The sequence below is a fragment of the Acinetobacter larvae genome, assembly GCF_001704115.1.
Classification (GTDB): domain Bacteria; phylum Pseudomonadota; class Gammaproteobacteria; order Pseudomonadales; family Moraxellaceae; genus Acinetobacter; species Acinetobacter larvae.
The window spans coordinates 1451791-1472763 of record NZ_CP016895.1 but is presented as its reverse complement, the minus strand read 5'-3'; the positions used below and the strand labels follow the sequence as shown (position 1 = coordinate 1472763).

Sequence of the window (20973 nt, the reverse complement as noted above, 5' to 3'; positions counted from 1 at the left end):
GCATCATGCAATAAATGATTTTTCGTCGCTGTGTCACTGCCGTTATTTCTTTATAGATATTGCTCTATAGCGATAGATATTGCTCTAGAGCGGTTTCTATATAATCGGTATCAAGCGTAGACATTAGACAATTTAGCTAATGACTTTTGATGCAATTTTTAATACTGTGCCAGCACCGGGTACTACCGTACTGGCTAATTCTGCACTCAATTCGACTAAGTTATCGCGCGTAAATGTGCCCTCAAAAGTCTCTTTAAACCAATGCCCATTTTCTATAATCTCCCCCGTCAAACCATCGACTTCTATCACCCCGATTTTATCGGCAGAAGACCAATGATATTCAAAAGCATATACCGGTCTAAAATATAAATACAGCGCACTAATTTCTTCTAAATCATGTTCAATACTGGTGGCATTAATGACTTGATTTTGTAGTTCAGCCCGCACCATACTGGTTAATGCATCGACGGTAAGTTGTGGTTGCACCACATTGTCTAAATTAACCTGTTGCACATCTTCATGTTGGAATTTCTTGATATATTCAGACCAGATACTCTGCTTCATATCGCGTTTCAGACCATCAAAATATTGGCTAAATTCAATGCTACGATGACATTGCTCAATGACTTGTACATCAATTTTTGCCTTATCTTGTTGCCGAATCACGGGATAAACACTTGCCTCAGTATCTTTAATTTCGACAGCAGTGACATGTGGATTATGTACAGGAATCGCATAAGTCACCGCACAGGTATAATCCAAATTTCGGCGACTTGAAATAAACCAAAAAGGTTCATATCGTAATACCTGATTCTTGAGCAAAACTGTCTCATCGGTTGGACGTTTTAATGGATTAAACTTTGCAAATAAACCAAAAGCATTTAGTTTTTTCTTCTCTGCTTGCTGCTTTGCAGAAGCAAATTCAAATACCTTATGAAAGACAAATATTTTATGATTCTCTGGTTTAACCTGTAATTTAGACATGTAACGCCCCATCTGATTTTATATAGTACTGTGTCATTGTCATCTATGTTTATCTTTAGCCTTCATTCAATAACAAAGCTTGCTTATTTATGCAAGAAATTGATGATAGCAAAGGCTAGTCATATAATTTAACTTGCACGCGTGCCCTTGCATACGTGCTTGTGCTATTGTTTGATTATCTCAATTTCACTTTTTAGTACTCTTCAAAACGCACAACAGCACTCATTCAAAACAGCCAATAATAGCGTATAAATAGGCAAAGATTTTGGCAAAATACGCTATAAACGCAATTGAATTGCTTAAAAGTCTAGCAATACAAAGTAAATAACAACAAAAAGCTGCGTTGGCATATTTCTCAAAAAAAAGTAGCTATGCTAAAATCCTTTCCATTTGATCTGGCAGTTTGCCAATCCATTAAGGAGCATATATCACATGGCGGGTCATTCAAAGTGGGCCAATATTAAGCATCGTAAAGCAAAACAAGATGCTAGCCGCGGTAAAGTTTTTACCAAATATATTCGTGAGTTGGTCACAGCAGCTAAACTCGGTGGACCCGATCCTGCAAGCAACCCACGTTTACGTGCCGTCGTTGAGAAAGCTTTATCGGTAAATATGACACGCGACACCATTAACCGCGCAATTCAACGTGGTGCTGGTGGTGACGATAATGATGATTTAAAAGAAATCACTTATGAAGGTTATGGCGTGGGTGGTGTAGCGGTATTGGTTGAAACCATGACAGACAACCTTAATCGCACTGTTCCTGATGTACGTCACTGTTTCTCTAAAACCAACGGTAACTTAGGAACCTCTGGTTCTGTAGCGTATTTATTTACCAAACGAGGCGAAATCAGCTTTGAAGATTTGAGTTTAGAAGATCAAATCATGGAAGTTGCGTTAGAAGCTGGTGCTGATGACATTGAGGTGAGTGACGATATCTTAGTCATCACCAGTCCTGAAAGTTTTGGTGAGGTACAAGATGCCCTCACTGCGGCAGGCTTAAAATCTGACAATGCTGAAGTGGTCATGAGCCCATCAACCAAAGCCGAGATTAATGATATCGATCAAGCGAAACAAATCATGAAAATGATTGATATGCTTGAAGACTTAGATGACGTACAAAACGTTTATACCAACGTTGAGTTCTCCGATGAGGTCTTAGAACAGTTAGATGCATAAGCACAGTTAAACTGTCTATTACTCAGATAAAATGCCACCTCTGATCACAGCGGTGGCATTTTATTATCTATGTGAGAGCTTGAGTATCAACTGACTAAAACGATATTATCGTTTAAAATTAATACGATTAGCGCTGAGCTAATTGTGCTTTGATTAATGGTACATAATGCATAATAGTTCGAACTTGCGCAGTATTAAAACCTATATTTCGTTTTCCACCAGATCCACCTTTACATGCAGATGTCATAATGTTGGTAGACGTTTTAATTGTTGCAGTAGGCTCACAAATATGATTCAAACCAAAAGCATGCCCCATTTCATGTTCTTCAGGCGACTGTACATTATGATTAAGCCTATGCCAATCTAGAAAAATAAATGGTCTATTTAAATTTCGTTTTCCATAACTATTTGCACTGGCAAAGCCTTTACGCTCATTATACTCATCAAATATATAAATATTAATAGCATTCTTATCTTTAACTTTTCTATCCTGACAATGGTTAAATAAAACGGTAGCTGAATCTAAACTAAATGCCCTGCGTGCATCACCAAGGTCTACAATTTTACAAGATGAGTTTTTTAAATCATCATAGAAGGTCACACTTTTAAATCTAAACTTTACAATAGAACGTCCATCATCTGCTATAAAATATTGGTTTAATATATTCACTTCTTCTTTTAATTGAGATAATGTAGCCTTCGCTTTTGCATTAGGATTATTACTAAGTACTGAAAAATGTACATCAAAAGTTTCTAAGTTTTCTGCACTAACAATACTCGGTTGGAATATAACCATCAACAGCCATGTGTATAAAAAAAATTTTGATGCATATTCTCGCATGTTTAATGTACCACCTATTCCTGTCTGTACCCGAATAGTCATTCCTGTTCCTAAGATACCGCTGATAATAATATTTAAAAATACTGGGATTAAGAGAGATAAACCGAAATAACTTAGGATGACTTTTAACAAAATCGTCATATTCGCCTATACTTAAGGCGGTATAAACATATATTGCGAGATAATCAAAACCTACTCCTTTGCTGAGCTAAAGTTATTCCACATCATCTGCCTGAAAAATATCATGGATCGACAAAGCGAAGGCTTTGGAGAGTTTAAATGCTAAAGGTAAACTCGGATCATAACGTTGTTTTTCGATGGCATTAATGGTTTGTCGTGACACATCTAAGCGTTCCGCCAAGTGCTGTTGTGACCAACCGCGTTCAGCGCGTAATGCTGCAATAATATTTTTCATCGATAACGCCACACACCAATTGCGATACCCACGCCCCATAAGCTTGCCATCATCGGCCAAATCACAAACATGCTCAATTGCGGAAAACCAATATTCTCTAAAAAACCATAACTAAAACTAAGTAAAGCGGTTGCGACAAAAGCGAAGGCAAAAGCCTGCAAATGAATCTGCCGTTGCATTTCATCTAAACGGGATAATAATCTAAGTACGGTCCAAATCACCAATAAACATGGCAAAACTGGTAATAGAGTCACCACAAGACGCATTGGATCACGCAATACGTTATGTTTTAAATAACTCAGTGAAGCAACCAATACCAATAGGTAAACAGCAAGTGCCGCTGCCATCTCAAATAAATAACGATAATTTTTCATAGCAATTCATGTAAAGTAAGCTTTACATAAACTATAATTCCATTTCCATTAGATGTAAAGTAAGCTTTACATAAAAAGTATTAAGGCAGCAAATTAGAATAACTGAAACAAACCTGCTGGATTATACTGATATGCCGTCGGTTTATTCTGAGAATTATAATGCTTTAATAAACGCCCTTCTTGATCGCGCTCAAAGCGCTCCATTAAACCATCCGCATAAATAACTGCTTTGAGCTGACCTTTATCTGCTCCGCTTTGGCTATATTGGTATTGTGTTTTGATACCATTTGCTGATATTTCTGCAATTAAACGACCTCGGTCATCATATTCCCAACTCGAGGTTTTTCCCGAACAATCCGTAAAAGAGCTTGCTTGCCCGAGGGCATTATATTGAATCTTTTTCTGACCACCTAGCGCATCTGTAATCTCGATAAGTTGACCTTGATCATTATATTTAAATTGGGTTTTATGATTCAGTGGATCAATCTGCTCGCTGATATTACCTTTGGCATCATATTGCTGTCGCCAGATATTGCCCTCAGGGTCTTTAATCTCGACCAACTGACCTTGCTCATCATAGGCAAATCGAACCACACCACCATTCGGTTGAACGATTTTATTTAATAAGCCTTGCTCATTATATTCTTGCTGAGTTTCTCGGCCAAAGAAATCAATTTGACGGGTAATACATTTTTGTTGATCACGGCTATACCAAGACTCACGTCCATCGGCTAAACGGGTTCGATAGGTAAAACCATCAAGGTCAAAATAATAATGGGTCGGAACATCATCGGCATTATAGACGGTGACTTGACGTAAACGATCATGCCATTCTAAACGGGTTTTAAAGCTGCCATCATCTCTCCATTCTTCAACGGCTTTTGCATCCGCTGCGGTAGAGTCATAACGAATATTTTGACCACGACCGGTTCGATCGGTATAGCGGATTAATTGATGAGCTGTGTTATAGCGATACTCACGATGATGACCATTTTCATCGAAAGCCTTAATCAAATTACCCTGCTGATCATATTCATAACGTGCCAATGCTTCGACTTGGTCATCTACAAACACCGCCATGATTTTAAGCTGATCGTTATAAGCAAATTTTAAAGTCTGTGTAGCCGATTTAAGCTGAAATTCAACCTGCTGTAAAAATGCCTCTTACAATGGTTTTCCTAATCAATCATTGCTATTGGTCATAATATTCAATTAATTACTCTTCCTGCATTAAACGATTTAGCCCTTCTTCAGCTTGCTGAATTCCATTATCTAGAGCCTTTGTATACCAAAATATAGCTTGCTTTTTGTCATTAAAAACCCTTTCATATATTAAAGCTAAATTATACTGTGCTTCAGGAAGATCTTGTTCTGCTGACTTTTGATATAATTCAAAAGCTTTTTGTTCATCCTTTTCCAAGGAATCACTTCCATCTAAATATATATCAGCTAGATTATATTGTGCAGCAGCAAAGTTTTGATTTGATGCTTTCTGATATAATTCAATAGCTTTTTTTTCATTCTTAGGAACACCATTACCACTTAAATATAAGTTTGCTAGATTAAATTGCGCCGCAGCAAAATTTTGATCTGCGGCTTGGATATATAATTCAACTGCTTTTGACTGATCTTTTTTTACAATAACTCCTTGTTCATAAATAACACCCAAATTATATTGAGCCTCAGGAAATTTTTGTTTTGCAGCTTTATCTATCCAATAAAATGCTTTTTGGTCATTGGGTTCAACACCCAAACCACTTTTATACATTGCACCTAAGTTATTTTGAGCAATTGCCAAACCTTTATTTGCTGATTCACCAATTAATTCAAATGCTTTTTTATAATCCTGAGTAACTTCTTTACCCAATAAATACTTCTGCCCTTCATCATATAAAACTTCAGCACTTTTCTCATGCACTATTGTTGTTTTTGGTGATACTTGTTTGTCACAAGCAAACAACCCTAAACAGCTTAAACCAATAGTAATCAAAATATTAAATTTCATTAAGACTTCACCATTCTATTTAATCCGCCCCTAATGTATGCCATTCTAACATTGGATTCTTTTTATATTCACGTTCTCTTCGTTTCCTCTCTGCCTCAGCCTCTTTTTTATCTAGATCTTGAAGTGTTTTTATAACAACTGATGCAAGTTCTTCTCCTGTTTCAGTTTTCCCTACTACTGTACCCAACGCCTTTCCACCACCCTTAAGTGAATAAACAGCTGCTGCGTAGCATGCTAATCCTGCAACAGCAACACGCTTAGGCTGCACTCTTTTAATTGCCAAATTTGTACATTTACCAGCCAAAGCCAAACCGATGGTCTCTCCACCTTTTTCTAATACTATTTCAGACGTTTTTTGCGATAATGCTTTAGGATCATCATTTTTGATTGCTACAAAAATTTCAGCACCATTAGTAATCTTGCCTAATCTATCTCCAAGCTTACCAACTTTATCTGCTGTAGTACCTATATTAGAAACACCTCTATATTGATTACCATAAAATACTCTCCCTGTTTCAGGATTTACAAAATAGACCTTCATATTCTTAACTTGTGCCATGTGATCTAGACTAAATGGTACTGTAGTCTTAGAATGAAGTAATCCCCATGAAAAATTATGCTTTTCTACTAGTTTTGCACCATCAGTCGTATAAGTAATTGCGTCCTGTATATTTCCACTTAAGTCTATAACTTTATTAAAGTTATCTTCACTGATTACAAGCACAGAACGACCATTTTGATTTTTCTGTTGTTCTTCATTTGCCATAATAAAAGCCTTTCCATTTAAAGTTATTTAGAATAATTACTTCTTAAGTAACTGCCTTTTTCATCAGTATCCTTTAACAATTCTATCTCTTTTAAAATTTTAGGACTAATAAAAGTAATATCTCTAACAAAGTTATTTTCAATTCTCACAATTGGTTTAAACTCAGTACCAATTATCTTTTTTACAGACAGTAGCGGAAATTCAACATCGGGGGTTCTAAAAATTGCTCTACCACCTTGATTGGTTTTCCCTTGTAGAACTTCCTTATTATTTTCATCACTTAATCTAAAAATTAAATTCGGTATTGGCTCACCAGAAAAATCTAAAAAAAGGATTCTTGTATCTTCATTTCTAGTTCCTCCAAAGTCATCAATATAGTATAACCATTCATCACCACCTATCAGCACTTTAACTTTTCCACCTGTGCTAGCTCTAAATCTATCAGTTCTTCCATATTTATCTAAAGAACCACGTTGAAAATTTCCATTTTCATACAAAGCTGAATACTCAAAATTGTTTAAATCATTTAATTTATCAAAATTAAAGAAGTTATAGACATCAATTTTATTGCTATATGGAAGGAAGACTGGAGGAATATTTGGCATTGGTAAACTCAACTTCTCCCCTCCCTTAAACACATGCTGCCCGGCTTTAGCTTCAAATTTTTGACTAGTCCGAAATATAATCCCAGCTCCACTAATCTCTATTTGAGATGATCCTGCAGTTAATACGATTTTCTTTTCCGCAATCAGCTCGATCTGATCTTCTGTCGAGATAATCTGAACTTTTTTACGTGCAATAATATCTGCACCATCTCCTTGGGCCTGTATTTCAATATTACCTTGACCAGCATACAATCTTGCGCCTTCTGTTGCGGCAAACAGACTAATTTTAGATTGAGCATGCGCGAGTAAAGCATTTTGAGTACTGAGATTAATGCTATCTCCTGCACTGTGGCTTATTTGTCCATCTGAAGATAAATGAACATCTTGACTAGAACTCACAGCAATACTCTGTGGCGCAGTGAATAACATAATTGCTTCTTTAAATGCAGCAGCTTTGCTTTGATCTTGTTGCTCTAAATTTTCGATATAACCTTTTAGGTTGTCTAAGACTTCTAATGGATCGGTTTGTTGATTCTTCGCCGTATCACTCAATGCTTTCGCACGATTTAAACTCGACTCTAACTGTTGCTTGGCTTGTGCCGTATCGAGATGCACGCCGCTAGCTTCACCTTGCTGATGGGTGCTTAAAAGTAAACCTTGCCCCGCACGGACTGCACCCCATTGGTCTGTCCTTAACTCAAAGCCTTCACCACGCCCGTCACTTTCTTCGGCAGATTTGGGATGACTTAAATTTCCCAAATTGAGCTGGCTGGCGCCATGACTACTTTGCAACTGGGTACTAATTTGCCCCGAGGTATCATCAAAGCGTAATTGCCCATAGCCCCCACCACCCACTTCATTAGAGCGTATACCACTTAAACGTCGGGTATCCGGCAGTTGACCCATTGTGTCAAACTGGGTTGGGCTACGCTGTGCTTCGTGAATCCGACCTAATACGAAAGGTCGATCAACATTGCCATCAAAAAAGTCGATCGCCACAATCTCACCAATCCGCGGCAAGAACCTTGCCCCGTAGCCTTCACCCGCCCAAGGCGTCAGTACATCCACCCAAGCGGAATCGCTGTCATTGTCATTGCTGCCGGCACCACCATCGTGGCTATGATCTTCGCTTCGGGTAAATAAGAAACGTACTTTGATCCGCCCCCATTCATCTACATGAATGCTCTCACCTGCTGGTCCAACCACGCGCGCACGCTGTGGATAGGCTACTGGACGATGCTGCAAGGGATTGTATTCGGGCACAATTGCAATATTGCGACGCTGTAAAGTCAAGCTATTGGCTTGACGTTCATCCGACGGTGTAGACCGTTGCCATTGGCTTTTGCTGACTAAAGCTTGGACTTGAGCATTGAGGTCTTTGGGCAGGTTATTTTGATTATAAAAAGACTTGGCAATAATCAGGAATTCTTTGTCTGCACCACTGTGGCTGTCGATCTCTGGATGCTCTTCAAAGCTAAACCAATAGCCAACTTGTGCATCACGTACTGTCGACTGTGCAATAAATTGTTTCGCCTGTGCATTGTGATAGGCACTGATATTTTTATTGAGATCTTCTACTTGGCGATTACCCGAAGGCGTTGCGCCATCCTCGCCTTTTAGGTCTTGCATCCATGCTGGGCTGATAGCCCATGCATCTTCTAGCCCCAAACTGGCACTGTCTTGTTGGCTAGAATGTTGCTGTGTGGTCAACACAGAACCTGCACCCTCATCGACATCCAAGGCATCGGCTTGCCAACGATTAACATAAACCGCTGTCGGCTGTAAGCTACGCTGCGCAACAAAACGGGTAATACTGTCAAATTGCTCAGTGGCGTCACTGCGATGAAAACGTATTGAGCGTCTATTGAGTGCTTGATACTGATCATTGCTATCGATCAAGCGAAGTTTTTGTGCTTGAATCGATTCAGAAGAATTGGCTACGATTAGCTGTGCTTCATCAATTAACCAATTAATGCCTTCAGCACGCATTAAGCGCGTCAAAAAGTCATAATCGGTTTCATTGGCCTGCATAATAAAAGGTCGAATATCGTAGTCTTTGCTTAAACCGCTTAAATCTAATTTTAAACTGGCGGCAAAGAGTGGGCTTTTTTGCTGCCATTCTTTAAATAGCGCTTGAATTACATCGACCACGCTTTTATTCATAAATACACGACTATTACGACGTTTATGCCATAGCGTCGTGGCATCTTGTAGGGTCAATTTATAGACCGTCAAAGCCCCATCACTTTGCCCTTGACTGGCTGCACTAACAATGCCTGTGCTACGAAATAATTCCCCTCGATCAGTCACTTGATCTACTGCAAGCTGACAACCGATAAATTCTTTGAGCGCAATCGTGGCATCTAAAGATAAACAGATCAGCTCAGCAGTGAATCCCTGATTGAGACCATGTTCCCCTTCAATACGTTGTAAGAATACTTTTTCATTGAGCGATGAATTGGAAAACTGTGCGTGTATGGCGCGCTTCTGTGCGCTCAATCCTAAATCAGCCAAGATATTTTGGATATTATTGAACATATAAATTATAAATATAAAAAAACAGATTAGTTATGCATAATAAATCACTATTTTTAACAAAAACAACAGATAAAATGTAAAATTATTTGGGCTGGCTCAAACTTGAAGCTTAAAAGTCCCTCAATCATCAATTGACTGCCAGAATATTTTTATTTTTAAATCAATGAATAAACCAATCAATCAACAATCTAGCATAAACCTGTGAGCATACTCGATCTATAGCAATGCTTTAAGTCGTCATTAAAATAATAATCTCTTGTTGAGCTTTCTAAAATACTATCAGATCTCTTTTTTCAAACGCTGTTGACGCTGTTTCAAGAACATCCCAGATAATCTGAGCAACTGTTGAATAACTTAAACCTTGATGGATATACCAAATCGCTCATGTAATTGAACACGGACGTATTCTGCATTAAGCGAGCTGACATTTTTAATTTAAAAATAAAACTGGCGGATTATCACAACCCGCCCAGTAAAAATATTTAATTTTATGATTGCAGACTTTTGCTATTCAGTTAATTCCAATTCAGCTTTGGCTAAAGCTTTATAGCGCTTGCTCTGTGACAGTTGTTGATGGTCACGGGCTAAAAAACTATAAATCGTGGGTAAAACAAATAGCGTAAATAAAGTCCCAATAAGCATACCGCTGACAATGACCACACCCAGCCCATAACGACTATGCGCACCTGCCCCACTGGCAAATAATAGCGGAATTAAGCCAAATACCATGGCAGCAGTCGTCATTAAAATCGGTCTTAAACGAATTTTTGCGGCTTTAATAATAGCTTGATAAGGGCTTAAATGATGCTGAACTTGTAGTTCATTGGCGAACTCAACCATCAAAATACCATGCTTACTGATTAAACCAATTAAAGTCACTAAACCAATTTGCGTATAGATATTCATACTAGATGCCCCCAATGCCAATGGGATCAATGCCCCACAAATCGATAAGGGTACGGTAATTAAAATAATAAACGGGTCTTTTAAGCTTTCATATTGCGCAGCCAAAACCATATAAATGACCAATAATGCTGCCGCAAATGCCCACATCAAGCTATTACCTTCTTGCACATACTGACGCGCATCGGCTTGCCAATCATAACTAAAGCCTGCTGGTAACTCAGCCAAAGTGGTTTCTAAGAAACTGAGAGCTTGCCCTAAAGATACTCCCGCTGCTGGAATAGCCTGAAAGGTTGCAGCATTTTGCTGGTCAAATTGCGTCAGTTTATTGGGCTGAACTTGCATTTCCAACGTAACAATGGTGGATAATGGAATAAACTGCCCATTCTCAGCCCGAACGAATTGCTGGGCTAAAGCTTCTGGACTCATGCGTTGTTGCTGAATACTTTGTGGAATAACATCATAGGCACGCCCTTCTAAAGCAAAACGGTTAATATAGTTTTCCCCAACCATGGTTGATAAGGTATCGGCAATATCCTGCATGCGAATGCCTAAACTATTGGCTTTATTGCGATCAATGCGAATCTGCAACATCGGATTGTTATAGTCTAAGTCACTATCTACCACCACAAATAAACCACTGTCACGTGCTTTTTGTTTAATGTCTTGCATGGTCTGATACAGCAAAGGATAGTCATGCGCAGTGCGCAATACCATTTGCACTGGTAAACCACCAGTTGAACCCGGCAATGCCGGTAACTGAAATACAAAAATACTATTTCCTTCTACATCACCAACTTTCGCTTGTAGCTCATGCTGTATAGCGGTGGCATCACGTGTTCTATCCTGCCAATTAGTCAAGGTTGCACCACCAAAACTGGATGCGGGTCCATCGGTACCATTGATAATCCAGCTATCAGCAGTTTCTGGAATAGTCCAAAACAATTCGTCCAATTTGTAGGCAAATTTTTCAACATAATTTAAATTGGCATGTTGTGGAGACTTAATTGCAGTCAAGACTCCCGCCTGATCTTCAGTCGGTGCCAATTCTTTTTGTGGTAATTGATATAAAACGGGTAAAGCCAATAAAATAATCACCGCAATGGTCGCAGTCATCCAACGTTGTGACAGTGAAAATGTCAACAATCGTCCATAGTGATGAGACAACCCCTGAAAAAATCGCTCTGCATACTGCGCAACTTTGCCCTCATGCTGCTGTCGATCCAATAAAAATGAACTCATCATCGGCGATAAAGTCAAAGCAATAATGCCTGAGACCAGCACAGCGCCTGCCAAAGTAAAAGCAAATTCTTTAAATAAAGAACCCGTTAAACCGCCCATTAAGCCAATTGGCGCATACACCGCTGCCAAGGTAATGGTCATGGCGATGACGGGCCCTGCAACTTCACGTGCCCCCAATAATGCAGCAGCGACCGGGCTTTGACCCGACTCAATATGTCGATGCACATTTTCGACCACCACAATGGCATCATCAACCACTAAACCAATGGCCAAAACCATTGCCAATAAGGTCAGTAAATTAATACTAAAGCCAAACAGCAACATGATCGCCATTGCTCCAAGCAAGGACAGAGGAATGGTCACAATGGGAATAATAACGCTTTTAAAAGACCCTAAGCAGAGATAAATCACTACAATCACGATGATTAAGGCTTCCATAAAGGTATGCAGTACTTCTTGAATAGAGGCATCAATAAAGCGTGCTGTCTCAAAAGCCAAATCTACTTCAATGCCAGGCGGCAAAGTCTTTTTAATCTCGGGTAATAAGGTCTTGATGCCATCCACAATCACCAAAGGATTACCTTTGGGAGTGGCTTGTAAACCTAAAAATACTGCCGGTGTGCCATTCATGACGGCACTGGTTTCTGTTGATGCCGCACCTAACTCAACCGTTGCCACATCTTTTAAATAAACTAAACCCTGTTCATCGTTACGCAGTACCAAATGATTAAAGTCCGCAATGCTACTTAAATCTGTGCTGACACTGACATTGGCAACAACGTATTCACCTTTGACTTGACCGGGTGCAGCCTGATAATTATTGCGTTGCAACGCTTGTGATACATCACTCACACTGATGCCACGACCAGCCATTCGATGATTATCCAACCAAATCCGCATTGATAAACGTTGCGCGCCATAACTTTGTACTTTGGCAACCCCTTCAATACTCGCCAACATCGGCTCTACCACACGTGAGAGATAATCAGTTAATGCTGCTAAATTACCACTTTGACTACGAAAACCGATATAAGCAACATCGGTCGATTCACCAGATGAACGCTCAATCACTGGATCAAAAGCACGTTCGGGTAACTTATAGCGAACCTGATTGACCTTCGCCATTACTTCAGTGAGTGCTTGCGTGGAATCTCGGTTGAGCTGCATACGCAAAGTCACCACACTCCGTCCTTGTACCGTTGAGGAACTTAGATAGTCCACCCCTTCAACCGATGCAACCGCTTGAGCGATCGGTTGGGTAACAAAACCTTGCATCAGTTCAGCATTCGCCCCAGGATATTCTGTAGCAATGCTAATGGTCGAACTTTCCAATAGTGGATATTGCCGTATCGACAAGCGATCAAAAGCAAAGAATCCCGCAAGTAAAATCAAACAACTGACTACAAAAGCGAGTACTGGTCGTTTGACAAAGAGGTCCGTAAACTTCATGTATGTGCCTCCGATGCCGCGCCTTGATCTGTTCCTGTCTCTAAGGTATCGCCTTTCATAAGCTCAACCGCAGCACCATCCGAAAGCTTCAATTGACCAGAAGTCACCACACGTTGCCCTTGTTTTAAACCTGAGCTCACCTCAACCCAACCATCAGCGCGCTGTCCTGTTTTCACAGCAACTTTCTTGACCTGCCATTGCGCTTGTTGCGCTGTGGCAACAAAGACGGTTTCGCCATAAGCGCTATAACTAATGGCACTTTCAGGTACCATCAAAGCATTAACCCGTTGCTGATCAATCAAGACATTGGCAAACATACCTGCTTTAAATTGCTGTTTTGGATTGGGTAATTGTGCTTGAACTTGCAATAAGCGCGCTTTAGAAATTAAAGGATCTATTGCGGTAACTTTGGCTTTAAATTGCTGTCCTGCAAAGGCATCCAATTGCACATTAAGTTGTTGTCCCAAAGCAATATCGGGCACCACACGCTCATCTAGACTAAAATTGAGCAAAAGATTTTGGGTATCAACCAAACTAACGATCGGCTCACCCACTTGTAAATATTGCCCTTGGTGCACACGGCGTATGCCGATTTGCCCAGCAAACGGCGCTCGAATCGCCTTTTGCTGAATTCTGGCGCGCAATTGTTGAATTTTTCCTAAAGTTACATCACGATTCGACAAGGCCTCATCCACTTCTGCACGAGACATGGCATTGACCTGAGACAATTCTTGCCCACGGCGATATACAGCTTGGTCTAATTTTAATTTGGCTTGTAATTGTGCCAGCTCAGCCTGTTCGACATCATCATTCAGCTGAAGCAAAAGTTGACCTTGATGGACAAATTGCCCAGACTGAAAATATATTTTTTCAATACGCCCAGCAACCTCAGAAGCCAACTGAATCTGTTTGGCCGCTTCCAATTCACCAATCGCATGAATCGTTCGTGGTGCTTGGCTCCATTTGACCTGTGCAACAGCTACTTTGATCGGTGGATAAGCAGCACCTGCTGCCGCTTTTGAGTTTTTGCTTGTTAAATACCAGAGGAGCAATGCCGCTAAAAAAACTAAAATAAAAACAACCCATAAAATCGGTTTCAGGAGAGATTTACGCATTAAGCCCATACTCCTGCACGCATTTGGGAGAGTAATTTACGATAATGACTAGCCATCGCCATTGCCATCAGTCCCGCAATCACCGCCAGATGTTCAACAGCAAAATACATCGACAACTTGGCTGCCTCGGCATCCATACGCCAGAACTGATGCACGATCAAAATTGTCAATAATAAAAATACCGCTAGCATCCCAGCACCAAACCATAAGGCACGATCAAACAAGACGAAATAACTGCCCAATAGCAGCACCAAGGCACTGGCATAATTAAATAACCATGCAGGATGCAAACCCGCAGCAGTCATCTCGGCAAAACTTCCTTCAACATCAATTAACTTGGCAAAACCGGAAAGTAAAAACAGTAACACCATCAAACAACGTGCCAGAAGCCACAGCTTGGGATGTTCTATCATGGACTGAATAAAATTTGGCATCGCAAAATCCCCGACTAAACCATAGAGCGCTACTTTGCAAAGCGGATTCCACTTACAAAGCATTAACAAAGTAACTGCACTATAAAAGGTCAAGTTAACTTGAGGTCAAGCTTTATTTGAGAAAGTTTTTCATCTGCAAAATTTTAATATTATTTTATATTTTTCATATATTTATAGTTATTTTATGGCAATTTAAAACGATATATTAACGCTAAAATATCGGGTTCTAAGTGCACAAAAAAACGCAGCAATCCTCAGGGACAATTGCTGCGTGTACTTTAGACTAGATAAAACAATCAAACTTTGCAGTGCTTAGAAATGTGCTCGCAAAGTAAGTGTCACATTACGAGGTTCACCCCAGAAAATACCATTATAGAAACCAACTTTTTCATAGTATTTTTTGTCAAATAAGTTATTTACACTTAAATTGGCACTAAAATTTTCATTATAACGATAGCCAATATTGGCATTTGCCAACATATAGGCTTTTTGTTTTATGTAGCCATCGCCAACACTATTGGCAGGAGCACCACCCCATTTATTTTTAATTTCACTTTGCCATGTTCCGCCAAAGCCAACATTAAACTTCTCCGCACCATCAAATAAAGCATTCGGTAATTGATAGTTGGTATAGAGTTTCACCAAATTACGCGGTATTTCATTATCTGCTTTGGCAATTTCCGTTCCATCCACACCTAAATAGGTATAGCCCGCGGTAATATTCCATGTTGGGGTAATCTGTCCAATCGTTTCAAGTTCAAATCCAGTAACGGTTAATCCTTCACCTGAAGACATCATCGGGTCACCCCCATCATCCGTCTTCATACCAAGATCAATTGCTTCTTTATCGCGTACTGCGACATTTTCTTTTTCACTTCTAAATACAGCCGCTGTCGATAGCAAACGATCATCAAACCAACCTGCTTTTAAACCAAGTTCGTAATTTTTACCTGTTTCAGGTTCAAGATAACTGCTATTGCGATCTTTTTTATCGCTTGGTTTAAACATATCACTATAGCTTGCATAAGCAGTCAGCTGATCGGTTAAAGCATAGGTAAGCCCCACAAATGGGGTAAATTTATCTGCAGTTACATCGGCTTTATTACCATTGGTTGCTTTATATTCACTATAACGCCCTCCTAAAATAACCTTCAACGGATCGGTAATATTAAGACGAAGTGTCGCATAAGCACCATAGTTTTGTTGCTTACTGTCTTTACCACGGTTAGTTATTTCATAATCTGGTTTTGATGTTGCATGACCATCCCAAGTACGCCAATCATTAATGGTACATGCGCCATTGCTATTACATGTGGCTTGATCACCAAAATCAAGATTGGTTAAACGTCCAGAAATACTCTCGCTTTTACGGCTAAAACCATTGGCACCAATCACTAGCTCATGTTCACGATTAAATAGCTTAAATGGTCCTGAAGCATAAATTTCTGCATTGAGTTTTTTAGATTCAGAATTCGGAAAAACGGTATTCCATAAACCAATCCCTGTTCCATCATCTTTCGCAAAGCCTGAGCCCCCATAGGACATCAGCCAAAAACTTTTAGACCATGAATAAGAACTGGATGCTTTCAGCAACCAGCCATTATCAAAGTTATAGGCTAAGTCCGTAAATACAGTACGATCGCTTTCACGAATGGTATTCCAGCTGTTCGCAAAACTAAAACTACGTGGCGTATCGATATGTTCGCCTTTGGCATTCCAATACGGCACTGCACCCCAAGTTGAGCCTTTGGGTTTATTATTTTGGTACTGTAAGCCAATGCTCCCGACAAGGTTTGCTGTGAAATCAGCTTCAATAACGGCCATTGCTGCATCGGAGTTTTTACGATAATAATCGATGTAAGTATCACCTTGCTCATGCATTGCCATTACCCGACTCCGCACCCGACCATCTTGGGTCAGTGGTACAGAGACATCGACTTCTGAGCGAATCGTATCCCAACGACTCAAAGAGACCGCTGCCTCACCAGTGAGCATTTTACTGGGTTTTTTACGGATCATATTGATGGTTGCCGAAGGATCTCCTGTTGCCCCCATTAAACCAGATGCACCCTTAATCACTTCAACACGGTCATAAAAGAAGGTATCACTTAGTGGCGCATTCTCACCAATCGGCATGCCATTAATTTGATAGTTACCAATACCATAACCTCTCGCTTTGTATTCATGACGCTGCGTATCTAGACGTCCACCGACAATACCTGGGGTGGCATCAAGTACTTTGCTGATATCGTTTAAGTTACGCTGCTGCATTTGCTCATGCGTCACCACACTGACAGACTGCGGTGTTTCTTTTAAACTTAAATTTAAACGCGTTGCAGAGCGTGAAGCCTTGGCTTTATAACTGCCCGTTGCTTCGGTTTGCTCGCCATTGTCAGCATGTAATTGAATAACAGGTAAATCCTGTACATCGCTTGTATTTTGATCTTCTGCAAAAGCCATCGGAGAGATAATACTCATGCACAGTACGGCATGTATTGCTTGAGTTAAATATTTAATTTGAAAGTGACGCATATAAAATAGCCGCGCGTATTATTGAGAATGGTTATTATTATTAAAAATATATTTGTTGTAAATAAAAAACTTTCTCATTAATCAATGTAAAATCCGATTAAAATTCATAGATATATATTTTAGCCATTGATTTCGACCAACTGCGAGTGTCCTGTCGATAGATCACCATTTAGCCACTGCCAACTTTCTTGTAATATCAATTTACCATCTGGCGCAATACAAATAGTACTCTCGCATTGTCCAACTCTTAATTCGCCATTGAGGTTCAAGTGATGATAGACCATGTGAAAGCGATCTGGTGCAGTCATTCTCCCCATTAAATGTCCAGTCAATACCACACCACCTCGATAATCAGCTTCGATCACATCACCCTGTTGACTGTAATAAAAAATAGTTTGTGTATCGACCTCACCATTTTCAGTGTTCTGTGTATTGATAAAAGTTTTTCCAGATAAATTAAATGGTGTTATCTTCATGTTATGCCTCATCCCTCTCGCTTTCTTATAATGCTCAATCCTATAACGCTCAGCCCAAGCACGTCAGCTTTCTCTTTGATCTATGTCAGGATCATCTTTATCCTTATAACCAGCAAGCACTAACCGATGCAACCACAATGTAATAAGCAACGCTTCAACATTGAGCATCAGCTTGTTTTCTACTGAGTAATCGCTTTGGCCAAACAGAGCAAAGCCGCAATGGCGAACAGTAGTGCAGCAACGGACAGTTTGTGTAGTTTCTCTTTGAAGATCAGAACACCAGCCAACAAGCCCAGTACCACCACAAAAATATTCATACTGGCAAATACTATAGCAGGGCTGTCTTTCAGCAACTGATGTGCCTTTACATAAAGTGCAATATTGGCAAAATTAAAACTTCCCAATGCCAAGCCCGCCCATATTGCTTGAGTTTGCCAACGACGGCGTCGATACAGTACAAAAATCGATACAAAAATAAAAGCTAAAATAAAACTTAAATTTAAGCTCAAGCTAAATTGCAACCCTAAGCTACTACAGTATTTTAATAAAATATCAACTGTCGCATAACCAACCCAAACCAGCAACAAATCACGCGTTGCCAATCGTGCATTTTGCTGTTGTGGCTTGGTTTGCCCCGTCTTGAGCTGTGCCAGCAAAACGCAAATCACCGCAGCTAAGCCCAAGGCAATCCCTAGAAATTTAAGATGATTGAACTGTTCTTGAAACAAGACATAAGCAGCCAATAAAGACAACACCACCGATAAACGCTGTGCGATTTCAGTCTTTACCACACCAGCATGGTTCAAAGCTTGCCCTAAACACCAAAAAATACTCGGTAAAACCACAGCCAAACTTATAATCACCCACCAAGGTGTTGCAGACCAAGATAGATGTGCAAAATCAGGTTTAAACCACCACGCACACCAGAGGCTTGCTGCCACATAATTCCAAGCAATACTCTGAAGTAAATCAATATTTTTGGCTTTACACCATTTGAGATAGATCGACACCCACACGCTAAAACATGCTGCCAGTACAATTAAAGCCATTTAATATTTACACTCCAAACTTACCGATACGATCTATGCTTAGATTTAGATGCTCACAGATCTTTGCTTTACCGTAGCAATTTTGCTTTGAACGCCAAAGCACTTTTTAATCGATAGCATTATATCGACCTCAACAAAACTATTGCTCTAAAAACAACTACATACCTCAATGTACATCTTGATCCCAATACAATCACTTGGACTTCAACCATCTTGTTTTCATTACATTGTAATGACAATGCCATAGCAAAAATGAGAAGCAGCATGCCGCATAGGATGCCAAATTCAATAGAATGCCAAACAATGTTAAATTAAGTGCAACTTTAATACTGCGTTATCACACATGATATCTATTCAGATAAAAATCAGCCTTGTTAAATTCGCCACACTCAGTTTAAGCCTTAGCCTATTATCTGCTTGTCAGCAGCATCCCTACAACGTAGAGACATCAAATACCTGGCAACAACAACAACTTTATCGCTTAACACCACGCAAGACTAGTCTTGCCACGGTACAACAACGTTGCCAACAAACATTTCATAACCCTTGTCATCAGCATGTTTTTGCTAGCATTGATCTGAACAATGGTCCTGCACTATATGGCGTCGATCTCCAAGCCCACGGCTATCACAGCATGGTCTATAGCCCGCTCCCACATGCACCAAATCAAAACTCAAATTCTTATCAACGCGTTGCCTTATGGTTTTTTGATGTTAGTGGCCGCTTGCAACAGATTATGATCCAACAACACAAGGCAGAATAAAAAATCACGATAAAAAAACCGGACTATGACAATCCGGTTTTTTGATCAAGATCGTTGCAGCGATATTTATCAAGCTTTGATATCGATACATTCTGATATTTATAAAGCCTAAATAACCATGCTGTCATCGGTATGCTTAATAACGCTCAACCATTTTCTCTAAAGAAATTGGACGAATCTTGTCGGCATGACCCGCACTGCCAAAGGCAGTATAACGATCAACACAAATTTGCTGCATCGCTTTTACCGACTCAGTGAAGTATTTACGTGGATCAAATTCGCTTGGTTTTTCAGCCAACATACGACGAATCGCACCTGTAGAAGCCAAACGTAAATCGGTATCGATGTTGATCTTACGCACACCATGTTTAATCGCTTCAACCAACTGGTCTACCGGTACACCATAGGTTTCTTTGATGTCACCGCCATATTGGTTAATCACAGCCAACCATTCTTGTGGTACAGAGCTTGAACCATGCATCACCAAATGGGTATTGGGGAGTGCATCGTGGATCTCTTTAATACGATCGATGGCTAGAATATCCCCTGTCGGTGGACGGGTAAATTTATAGGCACCGTGCGATGTTCCCACTGCGATTGCTAAGGCATCTACATTGGTATCGGCAACAAAACGTACCGCTTCATCTACAGAAGTCAATAATTGAGAATGATCCAGTACACCTTCAGCACCCACACCATCTTCTTCACCTGCCATACCGGTTTCGAGACTACCCAAGCAGCCGATCTCACCTTCAACCGAAACACCACAAGCATGTGCCATTTCAACTGTACGACGTGTTACATCAACGTTATATTCATAACTGGTTGGTGTTTTACCATCTTCACCCAATGAACCGTCCATCATCACTGAGCTAAAACCCAATTGAATAGAACGTTGGCAAATTGCTGGGCTTGTCCCGTGATCTTGGTGCATCACCACTGGAATGTGCGGCCATTCTTCAGTTGCGGCTAAAATAAGATGACGTAAAAAAGCGGCGCCGGCATATTTACGGGCACCTGCAGATGCTTGCACAATCACTGGTGAGTTGGTTGCATCAGCGGCCAACATAATTGCGCGCATTTGTTCTAAGTTGTTAACGTTAAATGCTGGTACGCCGTAATTGTTTTCTGCGGCGTGATCCAAGAGCTGGCGCAAAGAAATAAGAGCCATAATATCCTCCCAGGTAGTGCTGCATATTCTACCCTGTCATGTGTTCTATTTCAGCTTTTAATCACATGTTTTTATAAAAAAACCCTGCAATGGCAGTAATGCTGATCAGTTAAGACAAAAAGTCTAAAATAT

The 20973-nt window shown here is 40.1% G+C and carries 16 protein-coding genes and 1 pseudogene; 2 read left to right on the top strand and 15 right to left on the bottom strand.

Annotation, left to right across the window (positions count from 1 at the left end; genetic code table 11):
• Window positions 1-132: 132 nt before the first annotated feature.
• Window positions 133-984: a hypothetical protein gene (locus tag BFG52_RS06480; RefSeq protein WP_067553758.1), complete on the bottom strand. Its 852-nt coding sequence runs from the start codon at window positions 982-984 to the stop codon at window positions 133-135.
• Window positions 985-1416: 432 nt separating this feature from the next.
• Here BFG52_RS06480 and BFG52_RS06475 point away from each other — a divergent pair, with 432 nt between their 5' ends.
• Window positions 1417-2163: a YebC/PmpR family DNA-binding transcriptional regulator gene (locus BFG52_RS06475; protein WP_067553756.1), complete on the top strand. Its 747-nt coding sequence runs from the start codon at window positions 1417-1419 to the stop codon at window positions 2161-2163.
• A gap of 127 nt (window positions 2164-2290) precedes the next feature.
• Here BFG52_RS06475 and BFG52_RS06470 read toward each other — a convergent pair whose 3' ends face one another.
• The 13 genes and pseudogenes from BFG52_RS06470 to BFG52_RS06410 form a co-directional block, all read right to left on the bottom strand.
• Complete coding sequence (locus BFG52_RS06470; protein ID WP_228703808.1) at window positions 2291-3145, bottom strand: hypothetical protein; 855 nt, start codon at window positions 3143-3145, stop codon at window positions 2291-2293.
• 73 nt (window positions 3146-3218) lie between these two features.
• A complete protein-coding gene (locus BFG52_RS06465) occupies window positions 3219-3419 on the bottom strand; it encodes a helix-turn-helix transcriptional regulator (protein ID WP_067553754.1) in 201 nt (66 codons plus the stop codon).
• On the bottom strand, window positions 3416-3793 hold the full coding sequence (locus tag BFG52_RS06460) for a hypothetical protein (protein WP_067553752.1): 378 nt from the start codon (window positions 3791-3793) through the stop codon (window positions 3416-3418). Before BFG52_RS06460 ends, BFG52_RS06465 begins: the two co-directional genes overlap by 4 nt.
• 102 nt (window positions 3794-3895) lie before the next feature.
• Window positions 3896-4954, bottom strand: a pseudogene (locus tag BFG52_RS16985) (RHS repeat protein); the annotation flags it as partial.
• A gap of 55 nt (window positions 4955-5009) precedes the next feature.
• Window positions 5010-5798 (bottom strand): tetratricopeptide repeat protein, encoded by a 789-nt coding sequence (locus BFG52_RS16980; protein WP_067553748.1) that lies wholly within the window; start codon window positions 5796-5798, stop codon window positions 5010-5012.
• A gap of 19 nt (window positions 5799-5817) precedes the next feature.
• Window positions 5818-6564: a hypothetical protein gene (locus tag BFG52_RS06445; protein WP_067553746.1), complete on the bottom strand. Its 747-nt coding sequence runs from the start codon at window positions 6562-6564 to the stop codon at window positions 5818-5820.
• 23 nt (window positions 6565-6587) lie between these two features.
• Complete coding sequence (gene tssI / locus BFG52_RS06440) at window positions 6588-9707, bottom strand: type VI secretion system tip protein TssI/VgrG (RefSeq protein WP_067553744.1); 3120 nt, start codon at window positions 9705-9707, stop codon at window positions 6588-6590.
• Window positions 9708-10214: 507 nt separating this feature from the next.
• Complete coding sequence (locus tag BFG52_RS06435; protein ID WP_067553742.1) at window positions 10215-13301, bottom strand: MexW/MexI family multidrug efflux RND transporter permease subunit; 3087 nt, start codon at window positions 13299-13301, stop codon at window positions 10215-10217.
• Complete coding sequence (locus BFG52_RS06430; RefSeq protein ID WP_067553740.1) at window positions 13298-14416, bottom strand: efflux RND transporter periplasmic adaptor subunit; 1119 nt, start codon at window positions 14414-14416, stop codon at window positions 13298-13300. Before BFG52_RS06430 ends, BFG52_RS06435 begins: the two co-directional genes overlap by 4 nt.
• Window positions 14416-14850, bottom strand: a complete 435-nt coding sequence (locus tag BFG52_RS06425) for a DoxX family protein (protein WP_067559230.1) — start codon at window positions 14848-14850, stop codon at window positions 14416-14418. Before BFG52_RS06425 ends, BFG52_RS06430 begins: the two co-directional genes overlap by 1 nt.
• Before the next feature lie 312 nt (window positions 14851-15162).
• Window positions 15163-17382, bottom strand: a complete 2220-nt coding sequence (locus tag BFG52_RS06420; protein WP_067553739.1) for a TonB-dependent siderophore receptor — start codon at window positions 17380-17382, stop codon at window positions 15163-15165.
• Between the two features lie 119 nt (window positions 17383-17501).
• Window positions 17502-17858: a hypothetical protein gene (locus BFG52_RS06415; protein ID WP_067553737.1), complete on the bottom strand. Its 357-nt coding sequence runs from the start codon at window positions 17856-17858 to the stop codon at window positions 17502-17504.
• A 179-nt stretch (window positions 17859-18037) separates the two neighbouring features.
• Entirely contained in the window at window positions 18038-18907 is an 870-nt protein-coding gene (locus BFG52_RS06410) for an EamA family transporter (RefSeq protein WP_067553735.1), read from the bottom strand.
• Window positions 18908-19250: 343 nt separating this feature from the next.
• Between BFG52_RS06410 and BFG52_RS06405 the strand changes: the two genes are divergently transcribed.
• Window positions 19251-19670 (top strand): hypothetical protein, encoded by a 420-nt coding sequence (locus BFG52_RS06405; protein WP_067553733.1) that lies wholly within the window; start codon window positions 19251-19253, stop codon window positions 19668-19670.
• A 136-nt stretch (window positions 19671-19806) separates the two neighbouring features.
• Here the strand turns inward: BFG52_RS06405 and fba are convergent, their stop codons facing one another.
• Window positions 19807-20841: a class II fructose-bisphosphate aldolase gene (gene fba, locus BFG52_RS06400; RefSeq protein ID WP_067553731.1), complete on the bottom strand. Its 1035-nt coding sequence runs from the start codon at window positions 20839-20841 to the stop codon at window positions 19807-19809.
• Window positions 20842-20973 lie beyond the last annotated feature (132 nt).